Origin of the sequence: Caballeronia sordidicola (assembly GCF_000729995.1) — a bacterium.
GTDB lineage: Bacteria > Pseudomonadota > Gammaproteobacteria > Burkholderiales > Burkholderiaceae > Caballeronia > Caballeronia sordidicola_A.
Map to the genome: position 1 here is coordinate 385,618 of NZ_JNFG01000199.1, position 17,465 is coordinate 403,082.

Sequence of the window (17,465 nt, forward strand, 5' to 3'; positions counted from 1 at the left end):
CCGAAACGGACATGCCGCCGCTCCTAGCGCGGGTTGTCCTCGAGAATGCTCTGCGTCAGGCTGACCGAGGGAATCGTCGGTTTCATCATGGTCAGCGCGCGGCGGCGCACCCCGTACCATCCAGCGACCAGCAGCAGGACCACGACTGGAATCGACGCGACAGTCCACGTGCCATTCGGGTAGTCGAATGCCATCAACACCAGCACGCCCAGCAAAAACGCCAGCGTCAGCCACGACGTCACCGGCGCGCCGGGCATCTTGAAGGTGGCGGGCTCAGCTTCACCGCGGGCCACCGCCTGACGCAACTTCATCTGGCAGACAACAATGAACCCCCAGGTGCTGAGAATACCGAGCGACGCTACATTGAGCACGATCTCGAACACGCTCGACGGAACGAAATAATTGAGTACGACGCCCAGAACGTAGATCGCCACCGTCACCAGGATGCCGGCATACGGAACGGACTGTGAACTCATGCGGGAGAGGAAGTGCGGCGCGGAGCCCCCCATCGACAGAGCGCGCAACACGCGTCCGGTGGAATACAGTCCCGAGTTCAGGCTCGACAGCGCGGCTGACAGCACGACGATATTCATCACCGAGCCAACGCCAGGCACGCCGAGCGCGCCGAAGAACGTGACGAACGGGCTCTGCCCCGCCTTATAGGCGCTCCACGGCAGCAAACAAACGAGGAGCACCACGGACCCGACGTAAAACAGCGCGATACGCCAGATCACGCTGTTGATGGCACGCGGCAGCACCTTGCGGGCATCCTTGCACTCGCCCGCGGCCGTGCCGACCAGTTCCACCCCCGCGAAAGCAAACACGACGCCCTGAACGAGGACCAGCGCCGCCATCAGTCCATGCGGGAACAGGCCGCCATTTTCTGTAATCAGATGCGAGCCCGTTGCATGTCCGGCAACCGGCGTACCCGTGCCCAGGATGGCAACGCCGATAAGCAGGAACAGCGCGATTGCCGCGACCTTGATCAGGGCGAACCAGAACTCCATCTCGGCGAACCATTTCACGCCGATCAGGTTCATGGTGGCGACAATACACAGCGCCAGCAGCGCGAACAGCCATTGAGGCACGGCGCTGAATGCCGCCCAATAATGCATGTAAAGCGCGACCGCGGTGATGTCGACAATGCCGGTCATCGCCCAGTTGAGGAAGTACATCCAGCCGGCGACAAACGACGCCTTTTCACCCAGGAACTCACGTGCATAGGAGACAAAGCTGCCGCTGCTCGGGCGGTGCATGACCAGTTCGCCCAGCGCGCGCAGGATCAGGAATGAGAAGACACCGCATACCAAGTAGACTAGCGCCAGGGCCGGACCGGCTATTTGCAGACGCGCACCCGCGCCAAGAAATAATCCGGTGCCAATGGCGCCGCCGATTGCAATCATCTGAACCTGTCGATTGCCAAGCGTTTTGTGGTACCCCGCTTCATGGGATTCCAGCCAGCTTTTCTTATCCAGCTCACCGGACGCTTGAACCGATGATTGATCGGGTGCTGTAGCCATGATCATCTCCTGCTTAAGAACGGTTTTCAAAAATCGACAGTTTGGCGATGAACGTTAGCGGAATGGCCGTGCGTATCCAAAGCCTCCCGGCTCAGTCTTACAAACTCTATCCAGATGACGCAGGCTCTGATCAACATGTCGAGCGACATGTCAACTTAGCTGGGAAGCCCAAAATTAGGGTGTCAAATTGACGGGTGCAATGCCTATGCAATTTTCGACTAACGCCATTCGAAAATAGATATTGGTTATTCGTCGACCTGTGGCACGCTAGGGAAACTTATTGACCCATGGCAACGGTCGACGTCCTTGAAGAGCGATGACTATGGAAGCAAAATGGCTGGAAGATTTTCTCAGTCTCGCGGAGACAAAAAGCTTTTCCCGGTCGGCCCGCAACCGTGATTTAACACAGTCCGCATTCAGCCGGCGCGTTGTCGCGCTCGAGACATGGATGGGAACGAAACTGGTGGATCGCAGCGTCAACCCGATCTCGCTCACGCCCGCAGGCCGGATGTTTCGCAGCCTGGCAACGGATATTTTGAAGAGTATGTATGCGGCCCGTAATATGGTGGGCGGTTATGAACAGTTTGCCGACAGCGATCACGTGGTTCATTTTTCGGTCGCTCACACGCTGGTGTTCACACTTTTCCCGGACTGGCTCAAACGGCTGAACGGAAAGTTCGGCGACATCATGGCCCGGGTCCAGGCGGTCAATGTCCCCGAGGGCGTGCAACATCTCCTTGCCGGTGACAGCGACCTGCTGATGGGCTACCACCATCCCCATCTTCCCCTTGGACTGGACCCCAATCTCTTTCCCTTCCTTACGCTGGGCGTCGAGCGGGTTCTGCCGGTTTCTGCTGCCGACAGCAATGGCAAACCATTGTTCGAGCTACCTGGAAAAAGCGGCAAACCACTGCCCCTGCTGGCTTATTCGTCAGGGGCGTTCCTTGGGAACGTGGTCGAAATGCTGTTGCTGAATGCAACCGAGCCGTACGCTTTGTACCGATGCTTCGAGACTCATATGTCCGAAGCGTTGAAAGGCATGGTAGTGGCAGGTCACGGTATCGGCTGGCTGCCAGAGAGCTGCATAACCAAGGAATTGAGCGACGGCTCGCTTGTCAGGGCAAGCTCTGACGCCTGGACTACCGAACTGGAAATACGTCTGTACCGTTCCGGCAAGCAGAGAGGCCGAGCCGCCGAACAGCTCTGGTCCTACGTTGAACAACAGACAGTTAAAACGGGCGTCAATGGGCCATCGGCGAGCCGGGAACTGAATAGACAAGAACTCGATCCTGCGGAGATTACAGCGCGATCCTCTACTTCCGGATAGCGCGTTTGCAAAGCGCGAATCGCGTCCTGCTGAACGATCAGGCCGAAGTGTCATCCCCGGCCTCCTGATGCGTTCAATCAAGCGGAACCGTCAGTTGGTCGATCACGGCGCGCGTCTGGGGTCGCACGCCACGCCACCAGGCGAAAGCTTCTGCCGCCTGCTCCACCAGCATGCCGACGCCGTCCGCGACACTCGCCACGCCCGCATTGCGCGCGAGCCGCAAGAATGGCGTCAGCCGCTTGCCGTAGGCGAGCTCATAGGCGGCGCCCTCCGCGCTGAAGACACTCGGCGGAACCGGCGGTAACTCGCCAGTGAGACTGGCCGACGTCGCGTTGACCACAAGGTCGAAGCGTCCCATTGCTTCAAGATCACCATAGCCACAGGCGAACAATGAACCGCTCGCCGCGACCTGTGCGACCAGCGCCCTGACCTTCGGGACGTCCCGGTTCGCAACGACGAGTTCAGCGGGCCGCGCCGCCAGGAACGGCAGCAATGCTCCCCGCACCGCACCACCCGCGCCGAGGACCAGCACGCGCTTGCCGGCCATCGGCTGGCTCAGGTTGACTTCAATGTCACGCACCAAGCCGACGCCATCGAAGTTCTCGGCCACGATCCGCCCGTCCTTAAAGCTCAGCGCGTTGGCAGCGCCAGCCAGTTCCGCGCGCTCACTGCGTTCATCGGCCATCGCGAACGCCTTCAGCTTGAAGGGTGCGGTCACGTTCATGCCTTTGCCGCCCGCCGCGACGAACGCACGCACAGTCGCGGCAAAGGCGTCGTGCGGCTCCAGCGGACCCTCGATGGCTGTATACGACATGTCCTGCTGCGTTTCTTGCGCAAAGAGACCGTGGATCAACGGAGATTTCGTATGGCCGATCGGGTTTCCGATTACTGCGTACTGGTCAGTCATCATGGCCTCACCTTCGAATACAGCACACCATCGGTTTGCATCGCGTCGATCTCGGCAGCGCCGAAGCCCAGCGACTGCGCGACTTCCGCGTTGTGTTGACCGAGATCGGGCGCAACCTCGCGAATCGTCGTGTCGCAATCGGAGAATCGGAACGGCAGGTTCGGCAGACGCAACTTGCCGTAGCGCGGGTGCTCCTGCTCGACCACCATGCCGCGCGCAATGATCTGCGGATCGGCAAGCACTTCGTCGATACGCTGCACCTTCGCGCAAGACACGTCGATACGATCGAGCAGTTCCAGCACCTGCGCGACCGGCCGGCCGACCACCCAGGGCTTCACCACGGACAGAATCTCCAGCCGGTTGGCATTGCGGCCCGCGGACGTGTGAAAGCGTGTGTCGGTGCCAAAGCCGGCCGGGCCGCCATGCGCCTCGACGAGCGCGGCGAAGCGTTTCCAGGCGTCGTCGACCTGCGCTGCGATCACGAGGTCGCCATCGGCGGCACGGAACACGCCATAGAGCGTCGACGTAGGCATGTCGTGACCGGTCTGCTCGGGCACGATGCCTTGCATCGTGTAGCACTGCACAGCGTATTCGTGCATCGACACCAGCGTGTCGTACAGCGCCATGTCGATGTGCTGGCCTCGGCCGCTCTTCACGCGACCGAGCAGCGCGGCGTTGATCGCCGCCACCGCGTGGATGCCGGTATACATGTCGCCGAGCGAGATGCGCATCAACGGCGGCGGCTCGCCGGGGTTCCCGATCATCTGCATGATCCCGCTCTTGGCTTCGGCAATCAGGCCGAAGCCGGCGCGATGCGCGTCCGGTCCCGTATGGCCATACGCCGAGATCGAGCAATAGACGAGGCGCGGATTTCGCGCGGACAGTTCGTCATAACCCAGCCCGAGCTTGCCCAGCGCACCGGGCCGGTAGTTCTCGACGAACACGTCCGCCGAGTCGCACAGCCGCTGCATGAACTCCTTGCCGCGCGGGTCCTTCATGTCGACGCTGACGCCGCGCTTGCCCATGTTGAGCTGCAGGAAATAGCCGCTCTGCTCGTCATCGAGCACGGTGGCGTGCTGACGTCCCGCGTCGCCGCTGCCGGGACGCTCGACCTTGATGACTTCGGCACCGAGCGCCGCGAGGCAGCGCCCGACGTACGGACCGGCCAGGAAGTGGCTGTAGTCAACGACGCGAATCCCTTCGAGAGGACGTGCTTGCATCAGAATGCTCCCGGTCGGCGCGGCACCATCAGACGATGCTCGCCATGCTGGACGACCTGGCCGTCCTGATTGATCAGGTCCGACGGCAGCACGACGATGCCCCAGTCGGGACGGCTCTTGCTGGCGCGCATCGCGCCCACGCGGAATTTGACATGCAGCACGTCGTTGACCTTGATCGGCAGGTTGAAGTCCCAGGTCCAGCCGAGCGACATGCCCGGCAGGAAACGGTATTCGCTTTGGGTCTTGAGGCCATCGGCAATAGACAAGCCAAACAGGCCGTGCGCGACGATCGAGCCAAAGTGGCTCGCGTTCGCGTATTCCTCGTCTACGTGGACCGGAGTGTGATCACCGGTGAGGTCGGCGTAGGCCAGAATGCGTTCTTTGGTCACCGTGTAGGCCGGGCTCACGCATTCGTCACCCTCGTTTGCGTCATCCCAGTATTTATCGACAATCGTCATCTCACACCTCCGCACGCGGGTTGATGTCCAGCGCCCGCGCAACGCACGAGGCGGGCTTGGCCTGGATCAGTTCGACGGCGAGGCCGTCCGGCAGGCGCAACCAGTTGCGTCCTTGTGGCATTTCGCTGACGTCATAGCGTTGCGCGGCGGCCAGCGCTGCCTCCATGTCTTCGCACATCACGCCCAGGTGGCCGAGCCGGCCTTCAGGACCGTCGTGGTCCGGCTGATGGATGAATTGCAGGCCGCCGAGCGTCCAGTACTGCCGGGGTTCCTCGACGGTGCCGTCGATCTCGCGCATCGTCATGCCGAGAACATCTTCGAAAAAGCGGATGTGCCAGTGAATGTCCTTCACCCAGATGGCGACATGCTCCAGATACGCCTTGCTGCCGTTCATGCGGTTGTCTCCTCATGTTGTCGGTCGCTCATGGCACGCTCGATGCCCTTGATGCAGGCCACCAGCGTCGCGTTGACCGGGGTCGGCACGCCGTGCCGTTGTCCCCAGCGCACGACCGCGCCGTTGATAAAGTCGATTTCGGTGATGGATCCTTTTTCGAGGCTTTGCAGCATCGAGGTCTTGAACGCCGGCGAGAGTCCTTCGCCGGCGAGGGCCCACGGGCGTTCAGGATCGGTGGTGGAGAGCGTCACGCCAGCGGCATGGGCGACTGCCATCGCTTCGGCGACCGCCGCAAGCGCCGTCGTCTTCAGAACCGGTTCGTCGTAGAGTTGACCGTAGGTCAGGCCGGTGGCGCCGGTCAGCGCGCCTGTCGCGACATTGACCAGCAGCTTGTCCCACATCGTGCCGACAATGTTGTCGCTGACCGTGGTGGCCAGTCCGGCAGCGTTAAAGGTTTCAGCGATCGCCGTCGCGCGGGAAGTGATTCCGCCGTCGAGCTCGCCGATGTAGGTAGCCTTGCCGGCGACACCGGACTCGATGTGCCCCGGATTGCGCATTACCCCGCCAACGTACGTCTTGCCGGCCAGCACCCGATCGCGACCCACGATGTCGGCAAGCACATCTTCGTGTCCAAGGCCGTTCTGCAACGACAGGACGAGCGTTTCGGGTCCTATTAGTTCCAGTGCGCCGCGCATCGCGGCGGCGGTATGAAATGACTTGACCAGCACGACAACCAGATCGACGACGCCGGCTTCGGCGGCCCGTGTCGTGGCGCGGACCTTCACGTGACGGGAGCCGCTCGCATCGTCCACCTTTAGACCGTCACGCCTCATCGCCTTCACGTGCGCCGCCGAGCGGTTCAGCAACCAGACCTCGTTGCCCCCTTCGGTCAGCGCCGCGCCAATAGCGCAGCCCAGCGCCCCTGCACCCAGAATCGCAATCTTCACTGCAGTCTCCTTAACATGGAGATCAAGATACGAGCCGGCGTTCATATCGGCAATACAATGATTACAATGACGTCATTGCGAGAGGCAATAGTCCTATGAACTCGACCGAACTTCCTGACCTGAAGCTGCTGCAGTTGTTTGATCTCCTCTACGATGTCCGCAGCGTCACCCGCGTGGCCGAGCAGCTCGGACAGAGTCAGCCGACGATCAGCATCTGGCTGGGCCGTTTGCGGGAGCATCTGCAGGACCCGCTGTTCGTACGTACACCGGGCGGGATGGCGCCGACGCCACAAGCCGATGCGCTGATCGGGCCGTGCCGGGAGATTCTCGAATCGCTGCGGCGCTTCGCTGCCTGGGAAATCGCGTTCGATCCCGCCACGGCGAAACGGCGCTTCCGTATCTGCATGACGGACGCCAGTCACATCACGCTGCTCCCACGAATGCTGGCGCACGTGCGCGCGCTGGCGCCGGGTATACGCCTGGAAGCGGCGGGTATCGACGGCAATACCGAACGGGCACTGGAATCTGGCGAAGCCGACCTTGCGATTGGCCACGTGCCCTGGCTTGGCGGTGGGATTTACCAACAGCAGTTATACATGCAGGATTGGGTGTGTCTGACGAATCGCCATCACCCGCGTCTGAGGGCCAAACTTGGGTTGAAGCATTACCGCGCGGAGGGACATGTCGCGATCGCGGCGGGGACGGGCGCGCAACTACTTGAACAGGCGCTGGTGCGCGAGCATATCGAGCGCGACGTGGTGCTGGAGTTGCCGGGGTTCCTCGGGCTGGGAGCGATCATCAAAAACACCGACCTGATTGCGACTCTGCCTCGACACATTGGTGAGACGCTGGCGAAAGTCAATGATCTCGCGGTGCATCCCTGTCCAGTTCCTGTTGATGGCTTTGCAGTTCGTCAGCACTGGCACGCCAGATATCATCACGAAGCGGGAAATCGTTGGCTGCGAAGTCTGGTCGTGCAGTTGTTCTGCAGTGCGGGTTGAGCGCAGGACTCTGGCCACGCGTCGTGTCCCGCGCCCGAAACACTATCCACGTGGGAGAGGCCGAACTCAAGCGCGGCTTGCCGGACGCCATCAAAGCACCGCGTCGCGAACGGCAGCGGCCCATAGTCAAAGATTCGTCTTGCTCGAAGGTCACCGATCGCCAGAGGCGTCAGGCCCGACGCCTGAACGCCACGACGCCATCGTCTGAAAAACACCATCACGTCTGACCAGCGCGTGCAAAAGCGCCGCCGCCAGGTGCAGCACGATCAGCGCAAAGAAGCATAGCGCGAGCGTCCTATGCGCATTCCAGAGCAGCGAGTGCAGGCTGTTGCTATGCGGCAGGATGGACGGCAAGCGTACGCCGAACACCACGACGGGATAATCAGCCGCCGACAGCATGCCCCATCCGATCAGCGGAAGTCCAATCATCAGCAAGTAGAAAGCAAGATGCGAAAGGTGGGCGGCGAGTTTCATCGGTACCGGCATCGCGGCCGGCAGCGGTGGCGCGCCGCGCTTGAACCTCACTACCAGGCGAATCAGCCCCAGCACGAGAATCACGATGCCCAGCGGCTTGTGGATGGACACGAGCGTCAGATAATCCGGGCGAATGGTGGACACCATCCCGACACCGATGAACAGCATCGCCAGAATGCAAATCGCCATGAGCCAGTGAAGAACACGTTGCAGCGGTGTGAAGCGATCGTGGATCGGGGTCATTGCGTGGTTCCTCCCGCCGGGGTGTGCGGATAGTCCTTATCCTCAGCGGTCCGCCGGTTGAACGAGACCGAATAGGCGGCTGAGCGCGCGGCGGGAAACGGATCGTCCGAGACGTGCATGCCGGGCGGCAAAACAGTGGGATCGAAGTTGAGATCTCGGCACGGCCCGTCCGGCTCAGGTTCGATGGCGTTGACCACCAGCGTACCCGCCTCCACCTTGCGTCGATCCTCCGGCCACGCTTTGGTGGGGTCCGCAGTCGGGTCGCCGGGATTGGCAACCGTGACGACCAGCGTCCATTTTTGCGGCGCGCTGTGCACGCGCTGCGTGATATCCGCGTCGAGGAAGTCATCGCCACGCGCCTTCAACTGGTCGGGGGTGACGGCCTCAGGCTGCGCGGCCGGCACAAAAGACCAGCGCACGGCCTGATCCTGTCCCGCGGCATCGGTGAAGATAAAGCTGTTGAGGCTGTTGTACTGCTCCTGCGCAAAAGAGCCCGTCCACGGTGCGCTGCCGGCCCACGCCGCAAACGCCCCGAACTCCGGGTGCGCGCCAATAAAATTCTTCATGGCGTCCGGATCGCTCTTGTCGCCCGCGGCCTTGAGCAAAGCATAGAAGGCCTGCGGTGTGGAGACCGCGAAGATGGGGGCGTCGATCATCGCCGAGCGCCACTCGCTGCCATCCGGTGCGACGATGCGTAGACTCAGGCCCCGGACCCGAACCGTGGCGTCCGGCGCCTTAGGGTCGGCCGTAGCAAGGTTGAAACGACCCGTGACCGGGTACGAGCCCGCCGCGAACATGGGCGCTTTGGACAAGGCCACCGCCGCGCCATTCGATTCGAAAGTGCCGGTAAAGCACACGCCTTTGGCGTGATTGCGCCGGAAGCCGAGAGCCGCGCCGCCCGGCGGCGCAAGACCGTTGACGATCTTTGCCGGCGTCAAACGCCCCGGCGAGAGCCAGCCGGCCGTAAAGGCGAAGGCGGCGACCAGCGCGACCACGACGACCGCGATCAGGGCCAGCGAACGGACTGTGGATGTGTTGGAAGCCGGTCTGTCGTCCATCTATCTCTCCTGTTGGAGAATGCCGGGCACGCGTGCCGGCACATGTGAAGAAAGAGGAAATCTCCTGACGCTCATCCAGTCTATGTAAAAAGCTGAACTTCAGGCAATCAAAAATCTTTCTTCTGATATTCCTAAGTGGAATATCAGGTCGCGAGGCCAAGCGTGGCGGCAATAGTACCGGACGGTCGATATTGCGCCCCCGGCCTGGATCTGCGCAGATGAGGTGTTACTGCGGCATTGCGGAGTTTGGAATAAGTGCGGAAGAAGCGGGTGACGATAGCGTGCGCGCTCTATCGATTAGTAAAACGAATAAAATAATCGGCGCACTCGGCGAGAGGCAGTGTTTTTCGCCCCTGTAAAGAGCGATTGGAGAACCTCGCCTGTCACATCACTGATCGGTGTTGGAAGGCCTCGCCGCGCAATCGTGCGCGGTGAGCTTGCTCACGATCGCAATGGTTTCGCCGTCGGCGGGGAACAGCATTTCAAGCGCCAGTTCGGAGAGAGTGACGTCGGTCGGCGTACCAAAGACCGTGGTGGTGTTGAGGAACGATAGAACACCCTCATCCGTCGCGATCTTGAGCGGCGTCGCAAAACGCACCGGGCCTTCGGTGACATCCTCAACCGCTCCGGCCGCTACCTGCGGATAGGCCAGGATCTCCGCGAGTAGCGCCTGGACGCCCGGCTCCGCCCTGGCTTCAATCTGCTGGCGCAGGACGGTGATCACATGCGCGCGCCACTCGGAAAGGTTGACGATCCGCGGCGCCATGGCTCGCGGATGAAGCATGAGGCGCACTGCGTTGACCGGTGGGCGCAGGAACTCGGCGGCAACATCCACATACAGCTGCGGCAGCACAGCGTTCGACAGGACGATGTTCCAATGACGGTCGACCGCGAAAGCCGGATAAGGTTTGTGCGCCTGTATGACCTGCTCGATCGCCTGCCTTGCAGCGGCGAGTTCCTCAAACGATCGCTCCTGATAGGCCGGCGCAAAACCGGCAGCCAGAAGAAGCAGGTTGCGCTCGCGAAGCGGCACATCGAGGTGTTCGGCGAGACGAACGACCATTTCCCGGCTTGGTTGCGCGCGGCCCGTTTCCAGATAGCTCAGATGCCGCGTCGAGGTGTTGGCTGCGCCAGCCAGGTCCATTTGTGTGAGCCGACGGCGCTGCCGCCAACGGTTTAGCAACATTCCGAAGGGCGCTGGATCGGCATTCATATGGAGGTTCATATTTTTACTCTAGCAAGATATCCGGCTCCTCGCCATGACTCCGCAGGTCAAGTTCTGGTGACCTGACTCATGCTTCATGACCTCGGAGGTCATCGACCGTGGCACGACTCAAGCGCACAGTCGAGTCCATGGTGCTGCCGGCCCCGGCAGAAAGCCACTATCCAGGGAGAGCTTGTCATGAACGAAGCTGAAAAGTTGGCGGAGCGCTACGTCGCCGTCTGGAACGAGACCGATCCACAAATACGCCGCGAAAGCATCGCTGCACTCTGGGCGCCGGAGGGCGTCCACTACGTGGGAAGCCGGGAAGTCCAGGGCTTCGATGCGCTGGAGCAGCGCATCACAGGCTCGCACGAGAAGAATGTCCGCGATGGCGGCCATCGTTTCAGGGTAAGCGCTGTCCACGCCCTGCAGGACGCTGTCATGGTGGACTGGCACATGGTGTCGAGCACGGAAGACGCCGTCGTCGCCACAGGTCGCGAAGTCTTTATCGTCGATACCAATCATCGCATTCTCATCGACTATCAGTTCATCGTCGGCTAAGGAGATGAGCATCGGTGTCGTGCAGGAAAGCCGCAGCATGCAGTCAGTTTTTCATTATTCGGGTTTCCCGACAGATGAATTCGGATTGCCTTTCTTTATCCATGACGCTGATCCTCTTAGGATTCACCCTAACCCAGACCCGGGAGACGCGACGTTGCGCCATTCCTGTATCGCATGAACCTTAGGGAATCTTATCGATGCTCCAGCGCACCACGAATGCTTCCCCGACAGCGCCGCGGTCCACGCGCGCCAAAGCCCTTGTTCTCATTGCGGTGATTTTGGCGTGTATCAGCTTGCCCTTGAGTCTCTCGGCAGGACCCGCTGCCCAAACCTTCATCAGTCGTGACCTTGCGGGAGGGACTGTTGCTCTTTCCTGGATCACGAATGCGTTCATGCTCGCCTGCGGCAGCACCCTGATGGTGGCGGGTGCGCTTGCCGATCACTACGGCCGCAAGAAAATCTTCTTCGTCGGCATGTTGGTCATGACGATCGTTTCGCTTGTGATGCCGCTCGCACCCAGCGTTTTGTGGCTTGATTTTCTTCGCGTTCCGCATGGTCTTGCGGCTGCCTGTGCCTATGCCGGCGGTGTGTCGATGCTGGCCCAGGAATTTGAAGGTCCCGCACGCGTCAGGATTTTTAGTCTTATCGGCATCGCGTTTGGCGCAGGCCTCGCGTTCGGCCCGACCCTTGCCGGCATCCTGATCGCTTTTTACAACTGGCACGCGGTCTTTCTCAGCAGCGCGGTGATCAGTTTTATCGCACTGATCTTGTGCATTTTCTTCATGACGGACAGCAAGAATGCGTCGGTGCATGGTCTCGACTGGGCCGGCGCCGGCACCTTCACGCTCATGCTGACGCTCTTCACTTTCGCGGTCGTTGAAGCCCCGGTGCATGGATGGACAGGCCCCCTTGTCCTGGGACTCTTCGCGGCGAGCGCTCTGGTGCTGGTCCTGTTTATTGTGATCGAGACGAAAGTCTTGAATCCCATGCTCGATCTCAGCCTGTTTCGCTATCCGCGTTTCGTAGGCGCGCAACTTCTGCCGCTCGCGACAGCGTATTCATATATTGCGCTGCTCGTCATTTTGCCGCTGCGGTTCATCGGGATCGAAGGGCTCAATGCCCTGGATGCCGGAATACTGATGCTTTATTTTTCAGCGCCGCTGCTTTTTATTCCATTCCTGTCGGCGATGCTTACCCGTTTCATTCCGGTTGGCATCCTCTCGGGTCTGGGCATGCTTATCTCGGTCGCAGGGCTCTTTCTACTCACCCAGGTGCCGCTCGGAGATCATGGCATCCTGATGCGCGTGGATCTGCTTCTGATCGGTCTGGGCGCCGCCATTCCATGGGGGCTGATGGACAACCTTGCCGTGAGCGTTGTCCCTAGCGAGAAAGCCGGGATGGCTGTCGGTATCTTTGGCGCTTTGCGCGTCTCGATCGATAGCACTGCCATGGCCATTGTGGGTTCATTGCTGGCGTTTTTCGCTCGGCAAACCCTGACCGACATCAGGCCCGATCAGAATGCGGATTCCCTGGCATCAGGTGCGGCGCAACTCGCCGCCGGAACGCTGGCAAAAGCCGGATCGATCCTTTCGGGCTTCGATCACGCGCACCTGCTCCTGGCCTATGATCTTGCGTTCAAGAAGCTTCTCTGGGTAGCAATTATTCTGACCTTGATTGCTGCCGTTCTGGTCTTTGCACTCCTTGGGCGGGTTCGCTCCGACCACGGAGAAGTCACGGGAGGAAAGGAGAACGAAGCGGAGAACGAAGCGCGTCGTGGCGTATCTTCGCCGTTAGCAGAAGAAGCTCCGGTCCTGGATTAGCGGCTTGCTGAATAGTGGCTTGGCGCCGAGACACGCATCATTGACCCTGCGCTCCGATCCCTGGTCGATCACAAGTACTAAGCGCCCCGCCTGGACACATCCACTTTGCCGATACGCGCCTTCAACTCGCGCGCAGTTGAAGCAACCGTGCGCTCTGGATCTGCGCTGCCGCACATGTTTCGAATTTCCTGATCGACGGCATGCCGGACGAAATGCCGGGCGTACCGCTTGCGTGGGACAACGTGGTGTACCGGGGCGAGGGGCTCGGCTACGTGGTCTCGACCCATCAGGACATTCGTGTATCGCCACCTCGACGCTCCGTGTTCTCAGCGTACCAGGCCCTGAGCACCGGGGATCCGGACACTACCCGCCGGTGGCTCGAAACAGCGAGTCCCGAGGCGTTGCGCGAGCAAGCCGCAATCGATTTGCGTCTCGCCTACGGTCGCAACCTGTGGGCTCACGCGACGCAACTCGAAGTCACCCTGCGGGGCCACGCGACGGAGATAAATCGGCAGCATGGCTTACATTCATGCTGCCGGCCAGATCACCCCACGCGTACTCCGGAAAATCCACTTCAGAAGAAGTGGCGCAGGCCGATAGTACCCACGAACTGGGAAGGTCCCGATGAAGGTGTCGCGTTTTGCGAATCGCCGACCACCGCCACCGCGTTGACAATCGAGGTGCCGTTCGACGCGAGCGCCTTGCCGCTGGCGTGCTGATACGCCTCGAGGAAGTAGACGCAGGTCCGGGCCGATAGTGAATAAGTCTGCTCGAACGAGAACTGGTTATAACGCGCCGAATCCGAAATGCCATTCGACTCGCTCGCCCGCGTATAACTATATCCGGCGGCCAAAAAGATCGCCGGCGTCAGTTGGTAGGTTGAGATCGCACCATAGGTGTTGAATACAGCCGTCTGCTGGAAAGCCGATCCCGAGCCCGGACGATACACCACGTTCGAGTAGTTCAACCCGACCATCACGTTGCCGAACTTGTACTGGGCGGCCGCCGCCACCATCTGGTTGGTTTCCGCGCTGGCGTATGCAACATTGACGGGCGAGTTGTCGGCTACGGTGCCCACCGCGTTGCTGGTGGAAAGATCGTTCAGGCGATTGAAACCAACCGCGGCCTTGAAAGGACCCATCTCATAACGAAGCGCCGCGCTCAGCGTATTGCCTTGCGAGAAACTCCCGGCCACACCGCCTAAACCGTACTGCACGCTACCTTGCAAGCCACGAATCGACGGCGACGTGTAGGTAAGCGAATTATTGAATCGCAAGGTGGTGTCGAGTGCGTCCAGGTCACCCGGATGCGCACCGGTGGCACCCGTCAGGTACCCGGTCGGACCCAGCGCGCCGACGAAGTTGAAGTACGGCGTGTACTGGCGACCCACTGTGAACGTACCGTATTGCTGATCGCTCAATCCTACGTATGCCTGACGGTTGAACTCATAACCGGACGAGCTGGCAGCGCCAGTTTGAGAGTTGAAGCCGGCTTCGAGCCGGAAGATCGTTTTTAGACCGCCACCCAGATCTTCTGAACCAAGAAAGCCGAACTTGCTCGCGTTCAGGCTGCCCTGACTCATGTAGAAATTGTGGTTACCCTTTTGATTGCTGCTGTAGGTAAAACCGTTATCGATAGCGCCATACAACGTCACGCTGCTCTGAGCGTGCGCCGCGATCGGAACAACAGACGAGACGGCTGCACACAGTCCCGTCACTACGCCTCGGTGAAGCGCTATTTTTTTCATACTCATCTCTCCATCTCCTGTCGAAAAAATATTAATACTCAGCCTAACTAAGTGTTTCCCAAAGTTTCTACGATCTGAACTCGCGTACTGCTTTAAAAATAGCGCCGGCCCGGAAGTCTCTTTTTGTTCATTGAGTAGCTCGTCATGCTGAGTGTCAATCGATTCGAACGGTCAGGCTCCGCCATCCGGCAGACGATTCTTCAGCCATCAGTACAGCCCCCGCACACGTGACAGGACGCGTCTCACAACCGGGTATCAGTACCCGCACATGCGATTGCTCACTAGGCATCTGCCCCACCCGCGTGACGGAAAGAAGCAGGCTTTGCGCCGTGGTTTCTATCGATACGTTCCATCGCCCCTGCTCGCCGGTGCGCCACGCCTCGCTTTCGCCGTCGTCTTCAACACAGCCGCCACGCGCGACGCCCTCACCCGCGAACGGCACGACGATGAACGCGCGTTCATCGGCGGGACGTGCGAAGTGTTGTTCGGCCACATTCATCGCGATCACGCCGCCTTCACGAATCAGCATCACGGGTTGGTCGAAAGGCGCAGGCAAGCGGATGGTCTCGCCGCCTTCGAATGCTTCCCCGCTCCAGTAGGAGACCCAGCGCGAGCCGGCGGGCAGATAGACTTCGCGTGTCGTCTGTCCTGATTCCACGACGGGCGCCACCAGCAGCGAAGCGCCGAGCATCATGTCGTCGCCGTCGGCGAGGCAGTTCGGATCGCCGGGAAACTCCGCGAAGAGCGGCCGCATCACCGGTTCATAGGCGCTATGCGACTGCCACAGCAGTTCGTAGAGGTAGGGAATCAGGCGATACCGCAGCTTGATCAGATCGGACACCTGACGGGTGAGCGCCGGATGCATCCATGGCTCGTTCACGGTGCCGTCGTCGTTCCATGAGTGAATACTGAAACGCGGCAGGAATATGCCGAACGCCACCCAGCGCACGAACAGTTCCGGCTCCGGCGCGGGCCCCGAAAACCCACCAATGTCATGCCCCGTGTTCGACACGCCCGACATCGCGAGACCCAGGCCCATCTTCAGGTTGTAGCGCAATGTTTCCCATGAGGTGGTGTTGTCGCCCGACCATGTCTGCACGTATCGATGCATGCCAACGCCACCGGAGCGCGAGACCAGGAACGGACGCTTGCCCGGCGCGTGTTCGCGCTGTGCATCTCTTGATGCGCGCATCATCAACTGGGTCTGCAGCACCTTTGCCTGCTGCGCCGGATATGACTTACCAAAGCCATGCGCCATGGCGTCCGGCGTCCAGATCTCGAACTCGTTGTTGTCGTTCCAGGTGGCCGCTATGCCGTATTGCAGCAAGCTGTCCTTGACCCGCGCTTTCCACCAGTCGATCGTCGCGGGGTTCGTGAAGTCGAGGTACGCGCCGACCTCGTCCCAGAACTGCACCCACGCGGGACTGCCGTCTCGGGCGCGAATGAGGAGCCCGGCTTCATCGACTTCCTTGAAGGCCGGGTGATCTTGCAGCAGGCAAGGTTTGATGTTGGCGCACAACCGCACGCCATGCTCGAGATAGCCGCTGACGAAAGCCTCGATGTCCGGAAATTTGTCGTGATTCCAGTTGAAGACGTAGCGTTTCGCGCCTATTGACGTGTAGCCCGAGGACAGATGAAACGAGTCGCACAGAATGTCGTGCTCGCTGCACCGCTCGATGAATTCGCCCATGCGCTCTTGCGCATCGGGTGCGTCGGTGTAACTCATGGTCGAACCGGAATAACCGAGCCCCCACTTCGGCATCCAGGCCGGGCGCCCCGTCAACCACGTAAAGCGCCGCACCGCCGAAAGCGGCGTGGCGGGGGACGCGATGAAGTAGTAGTCGAGATCCCCGTGTTCGGCAATGAAATGCCGATAGGCGCCGTGGTAATTGTCCAGCTCGCGGCCCATGTCAAAACGGCAGTCGGCGAGCGTGTCGTAGAACAGGCCATCCCGTGGCCGTTTCCGGCTGCCACGTCACGTAGAACGGGATGTGTTTATACAGAGGATCTGTCGTGCGGGCGCTATAACCCATCGCGTCGATGTTGCGCATCTCGTAGCTTTGGTTCGCTCGGTCAAGCGACCCGGCGCGCTCACCCAGTCCGATGTACATCTCGCCGCGCTGGCGCTCGACGTAGTGATAGACCCGTGAGTCCCACCAGCCGAAGTTGTACGCCTGGGTCCGGCGATCGCTCAAGACGCGATGCCACGTCCCGTCCTTGAGCACTTCCCACGAACAGAATCCTCCGTCGTGCTCGACGGTAAGACGGATGCAGGCGGTTTCAACCACAAGCCGCTGCGCTGCGTTCACTACCGTGTAGTGCGTGTCGCTGAAGCCGCTCATGTCGCGGCGCTCGCGGCCGTCGACCGCCGTGTCTTCCATCCCGGGCGCAATCGCCCAGGTGCGGGGTCCGCGAAGTTCGCCCTCGGGCAGCACGAGCACGCGAATGATGTCGTCGGCAAGGACGAACAGTTCGATCCGGCAGCCGGTGTCCGCCGTCAATTCGAGGTGGTTACCGGCGTGACCGGAAAGCGCAAAGCGAGGCCGAATGTTGAGTGTTGCCATCTCACACCTATGAGGTTGGA

General features: G+C 60.7%; 14 protein-coding genes and 2 pseudogenes. 5 read left to right on the forward strand and 11 right to left on the reverse strand.

Annotated elements, in window-relative coordinates; all coding sequences use genetic code 11:
- Positions 1-23: 23 nt before the first annotated feature.
- A complete protein-coding gene (gene ansP / locus FH08_RS0136455; protein ID WP_031363068.1) occupies positions 24-1,520 on the reverse strand; it encodes an L-asparagine permease in 1,497 nt (498 codons plus the stop codon).
- Between the two features lie 322 nt (positions 1,521-1,842).
- On the opposite strand from ansP, the gene FH08_RS0136460 reads away from it, so the two are divergent.
- Positions 1,843-2,847, forward strand: a complete 1,005-nt coding sequence (locus FH08_RS0136460; protein WP_075583427.1) for a LysR substrate-binding domain-containing protein — start codon at positions 1,843-1,845, stop codon at positions 2,845-2,847.
- A 73-nt stretch (positions 2,848-2,920) separates the two neighbouring features.
- Here the strand turns inward: FH08_RS0136460 and aroE are convergent, their stop codons facing one another.
- The 5 genes from aroE to FH08_RS0136485 are packed head-to-tail and all read right to left on the reverse strand — an operon-like array spanning position 2,921 to position 6,773.
- Positions 2,921-3,754: a shikimate dehydrogenase gene (aroE, locus tag FH08_RS0136465; protein WP_031363070.1), complete on the reverse strand. Its 834-nt coding sequence runs from the start codon at positions 3,752-3,754 to the stop codon at positions 2,921-2,923.
- Positions 3,754-4,974, reverse strand: a complete 1,221-nt coding sequence (locus FH08_RS0136470; protein ID WP_031363071.1) for a CaiB/BaiF CoA transferase family protein — start codon at positions 4,972-4,974, stop codon at positions 3,754-3,756. The genes aroE and FH08_RS0136470 overlap by 1 nt, the downstream gene beginning before the upstream one ends.
- Positions 4,974-5,432, reverse strand: a complete 459-nt coding sequence (locus tag FH08_RS0136475) for a MaoC family dehydratase (protein WP_031363072.1) — start codon at positions 5,430-5,432, stop codon at positions 4,974-4,976. The genes FH08_RS0136470 and FH08_RS0136475 overlap by 1 nt, the downstream gene beginning before the upstream one ends.
- A 1-nt stretch (position 5,433) precedes the next feature.
- On the reverse strand, positions 5,434-5,826 hold the full coding sequence (locus FH08_RS0136480; RefSeq protein ID WP_031363073.1) for a VOC family protein: 393 nt from the start codon (positions 5,824-5,826) through the stop codon (positions 5,434-5,436).
- Positions 5,823-6,773 carry a ketopantoate reductase family protein gene (locus FH08_RS0136485; RefSeq protein WP_031363074.1) on the reverse strand — a complete coding sequence of 317 codons (951 nt, stop codon included), beginning with the start codon at positions 6,771-6,773 and terminating at the stop codon, positions 5,823-5,825. Before FH08_RS0136485 ends, FH08_RS0136480 begins: the two co-directional genes overlap by 4 nt.
- A 95-nt stretch (positions 6,774-6,868) precedes the next feature.
- On the opposite strand from FH08_RS0136485, the gene FH08_RS0136490 reads away from it, so the two are divergent.
- A complete protein-coding gene (locus FH08_RS0136490; protein WP_031363075.1) occupies positions 6,869-7,774 on the forward strand; it encodes a LysR family transcriptional regulator in 906 nt (301 codons plus the stop codon).
- Positions 7,775-7,924: 150 nt separating this feature from the next.
- Here the strand turns inward: FH08_RS0136490 and FH08_RS0136495 are convergent, their stop codons facing one another.
- The 3 genes from FH08_RS0136495 to FH08_RS0136505 form a co-directional block, all read right to left on the reverse strand.
- Complete coding sequence (locus FH08_RS0136495; RefSeq protein WP_051888797.1) at positions 7,925-8,491, reverse strand: cytochrome b; 567 nt, start codon at positions 8,489-8,491, stop codon at positions 7,925-7,927.
- Positions 8,488-9,549 (reverse strand): catalase family peroxidase, encoded by a 1,062-nt coding sequence (locus tag FH08_RS0136500; RefSeq protein ID WP_031363077.1) that lies wholly within the window; start codon positions 9,547-9,549, stop codon positions 8,488-8,490. Before FH08_RS0136500 ends, FH08_RS0136495 begins: the two co-directional genes overlap by 4 nt.
- Positions 9,550-9,937: 388 nt before the next feature.
- A complete protein-coding gene (locus tag FH08_RS0136505; RefSeq protein ID WP_051888798.1) occupies positions 9,938-10,774 on the reverse strand; it encodes a helix-turn-helix domain-containing protein in 837 nt (278 codons plus the stop codon).
- A 177-nt stretch (positions 10,775-10,951) separates the two neighbouring features.
- On the opposite strand from FH08_RS0136505, the gene FH08_RS0136510 reads away from it, so the two are divergent.
- The 3 genes and pseudogenes from FH08_RS0136510 to FH08_RS54215 form a co-directional block, all read left to right on the forward strand.
- Positions 10,952-11,314: a nuclear transport factor 2 family protein gene (locus tag FH08_RS0136510; protein WP_031363079.1), complete on the forward strand. Its 363-nt coding sequence runs from the start codon at positions 10,952-10,954 to the stop codon at positions 11,312-11,314.
- Positions 11,315-11,511: 197 nt separating this feature from the next.
- Positions 11,512-13,134 carry an MFS transporter gene (locus FH08_RS0136515; protein WP_075583428.1) on the forward strand — a complete coding sequence of 541 codons (1,623 nt, stop codon included), beginning with the start codon at positions 11,512-11,514 and terminating at the stop codon, positions 13,132-13,134.
- Positions 13,135-13,310: 176 nt separating this feature from the next.
- Positions 13,311-13,631 (forward strand): annotated as a pseudogene (locus FH08_RS54215) (hypothetical protein); the annotation flags it as partial.
- 77 nt (positions 13,632-13,708) lie between these two features.
- On the opposite strand, the gene FH08_RS0136520 reads toward FH08_RS54215, so the two are convergent.
- Positions 13,709-14,887 (reverse strand): porin, encoded by a 1,179-nt coding sequence (locus FH08_RS0136520; RefSeq protein WP_031363081.1) that lies wholly within the window; start codon positions 14,885-14,887, stop codon positions 13,709-13,711.
- A 148-nt stretch (positions 14,888-15,035) separates the two neighbouring features.
- Positions 15,036-17,445, reverse strand: a pseudogene (locus tag FH08_RS48910) (TIM-barrel domain-containing protein).
- Positions 17,446-17,465 lie beyond the last annotated feature (20 nt).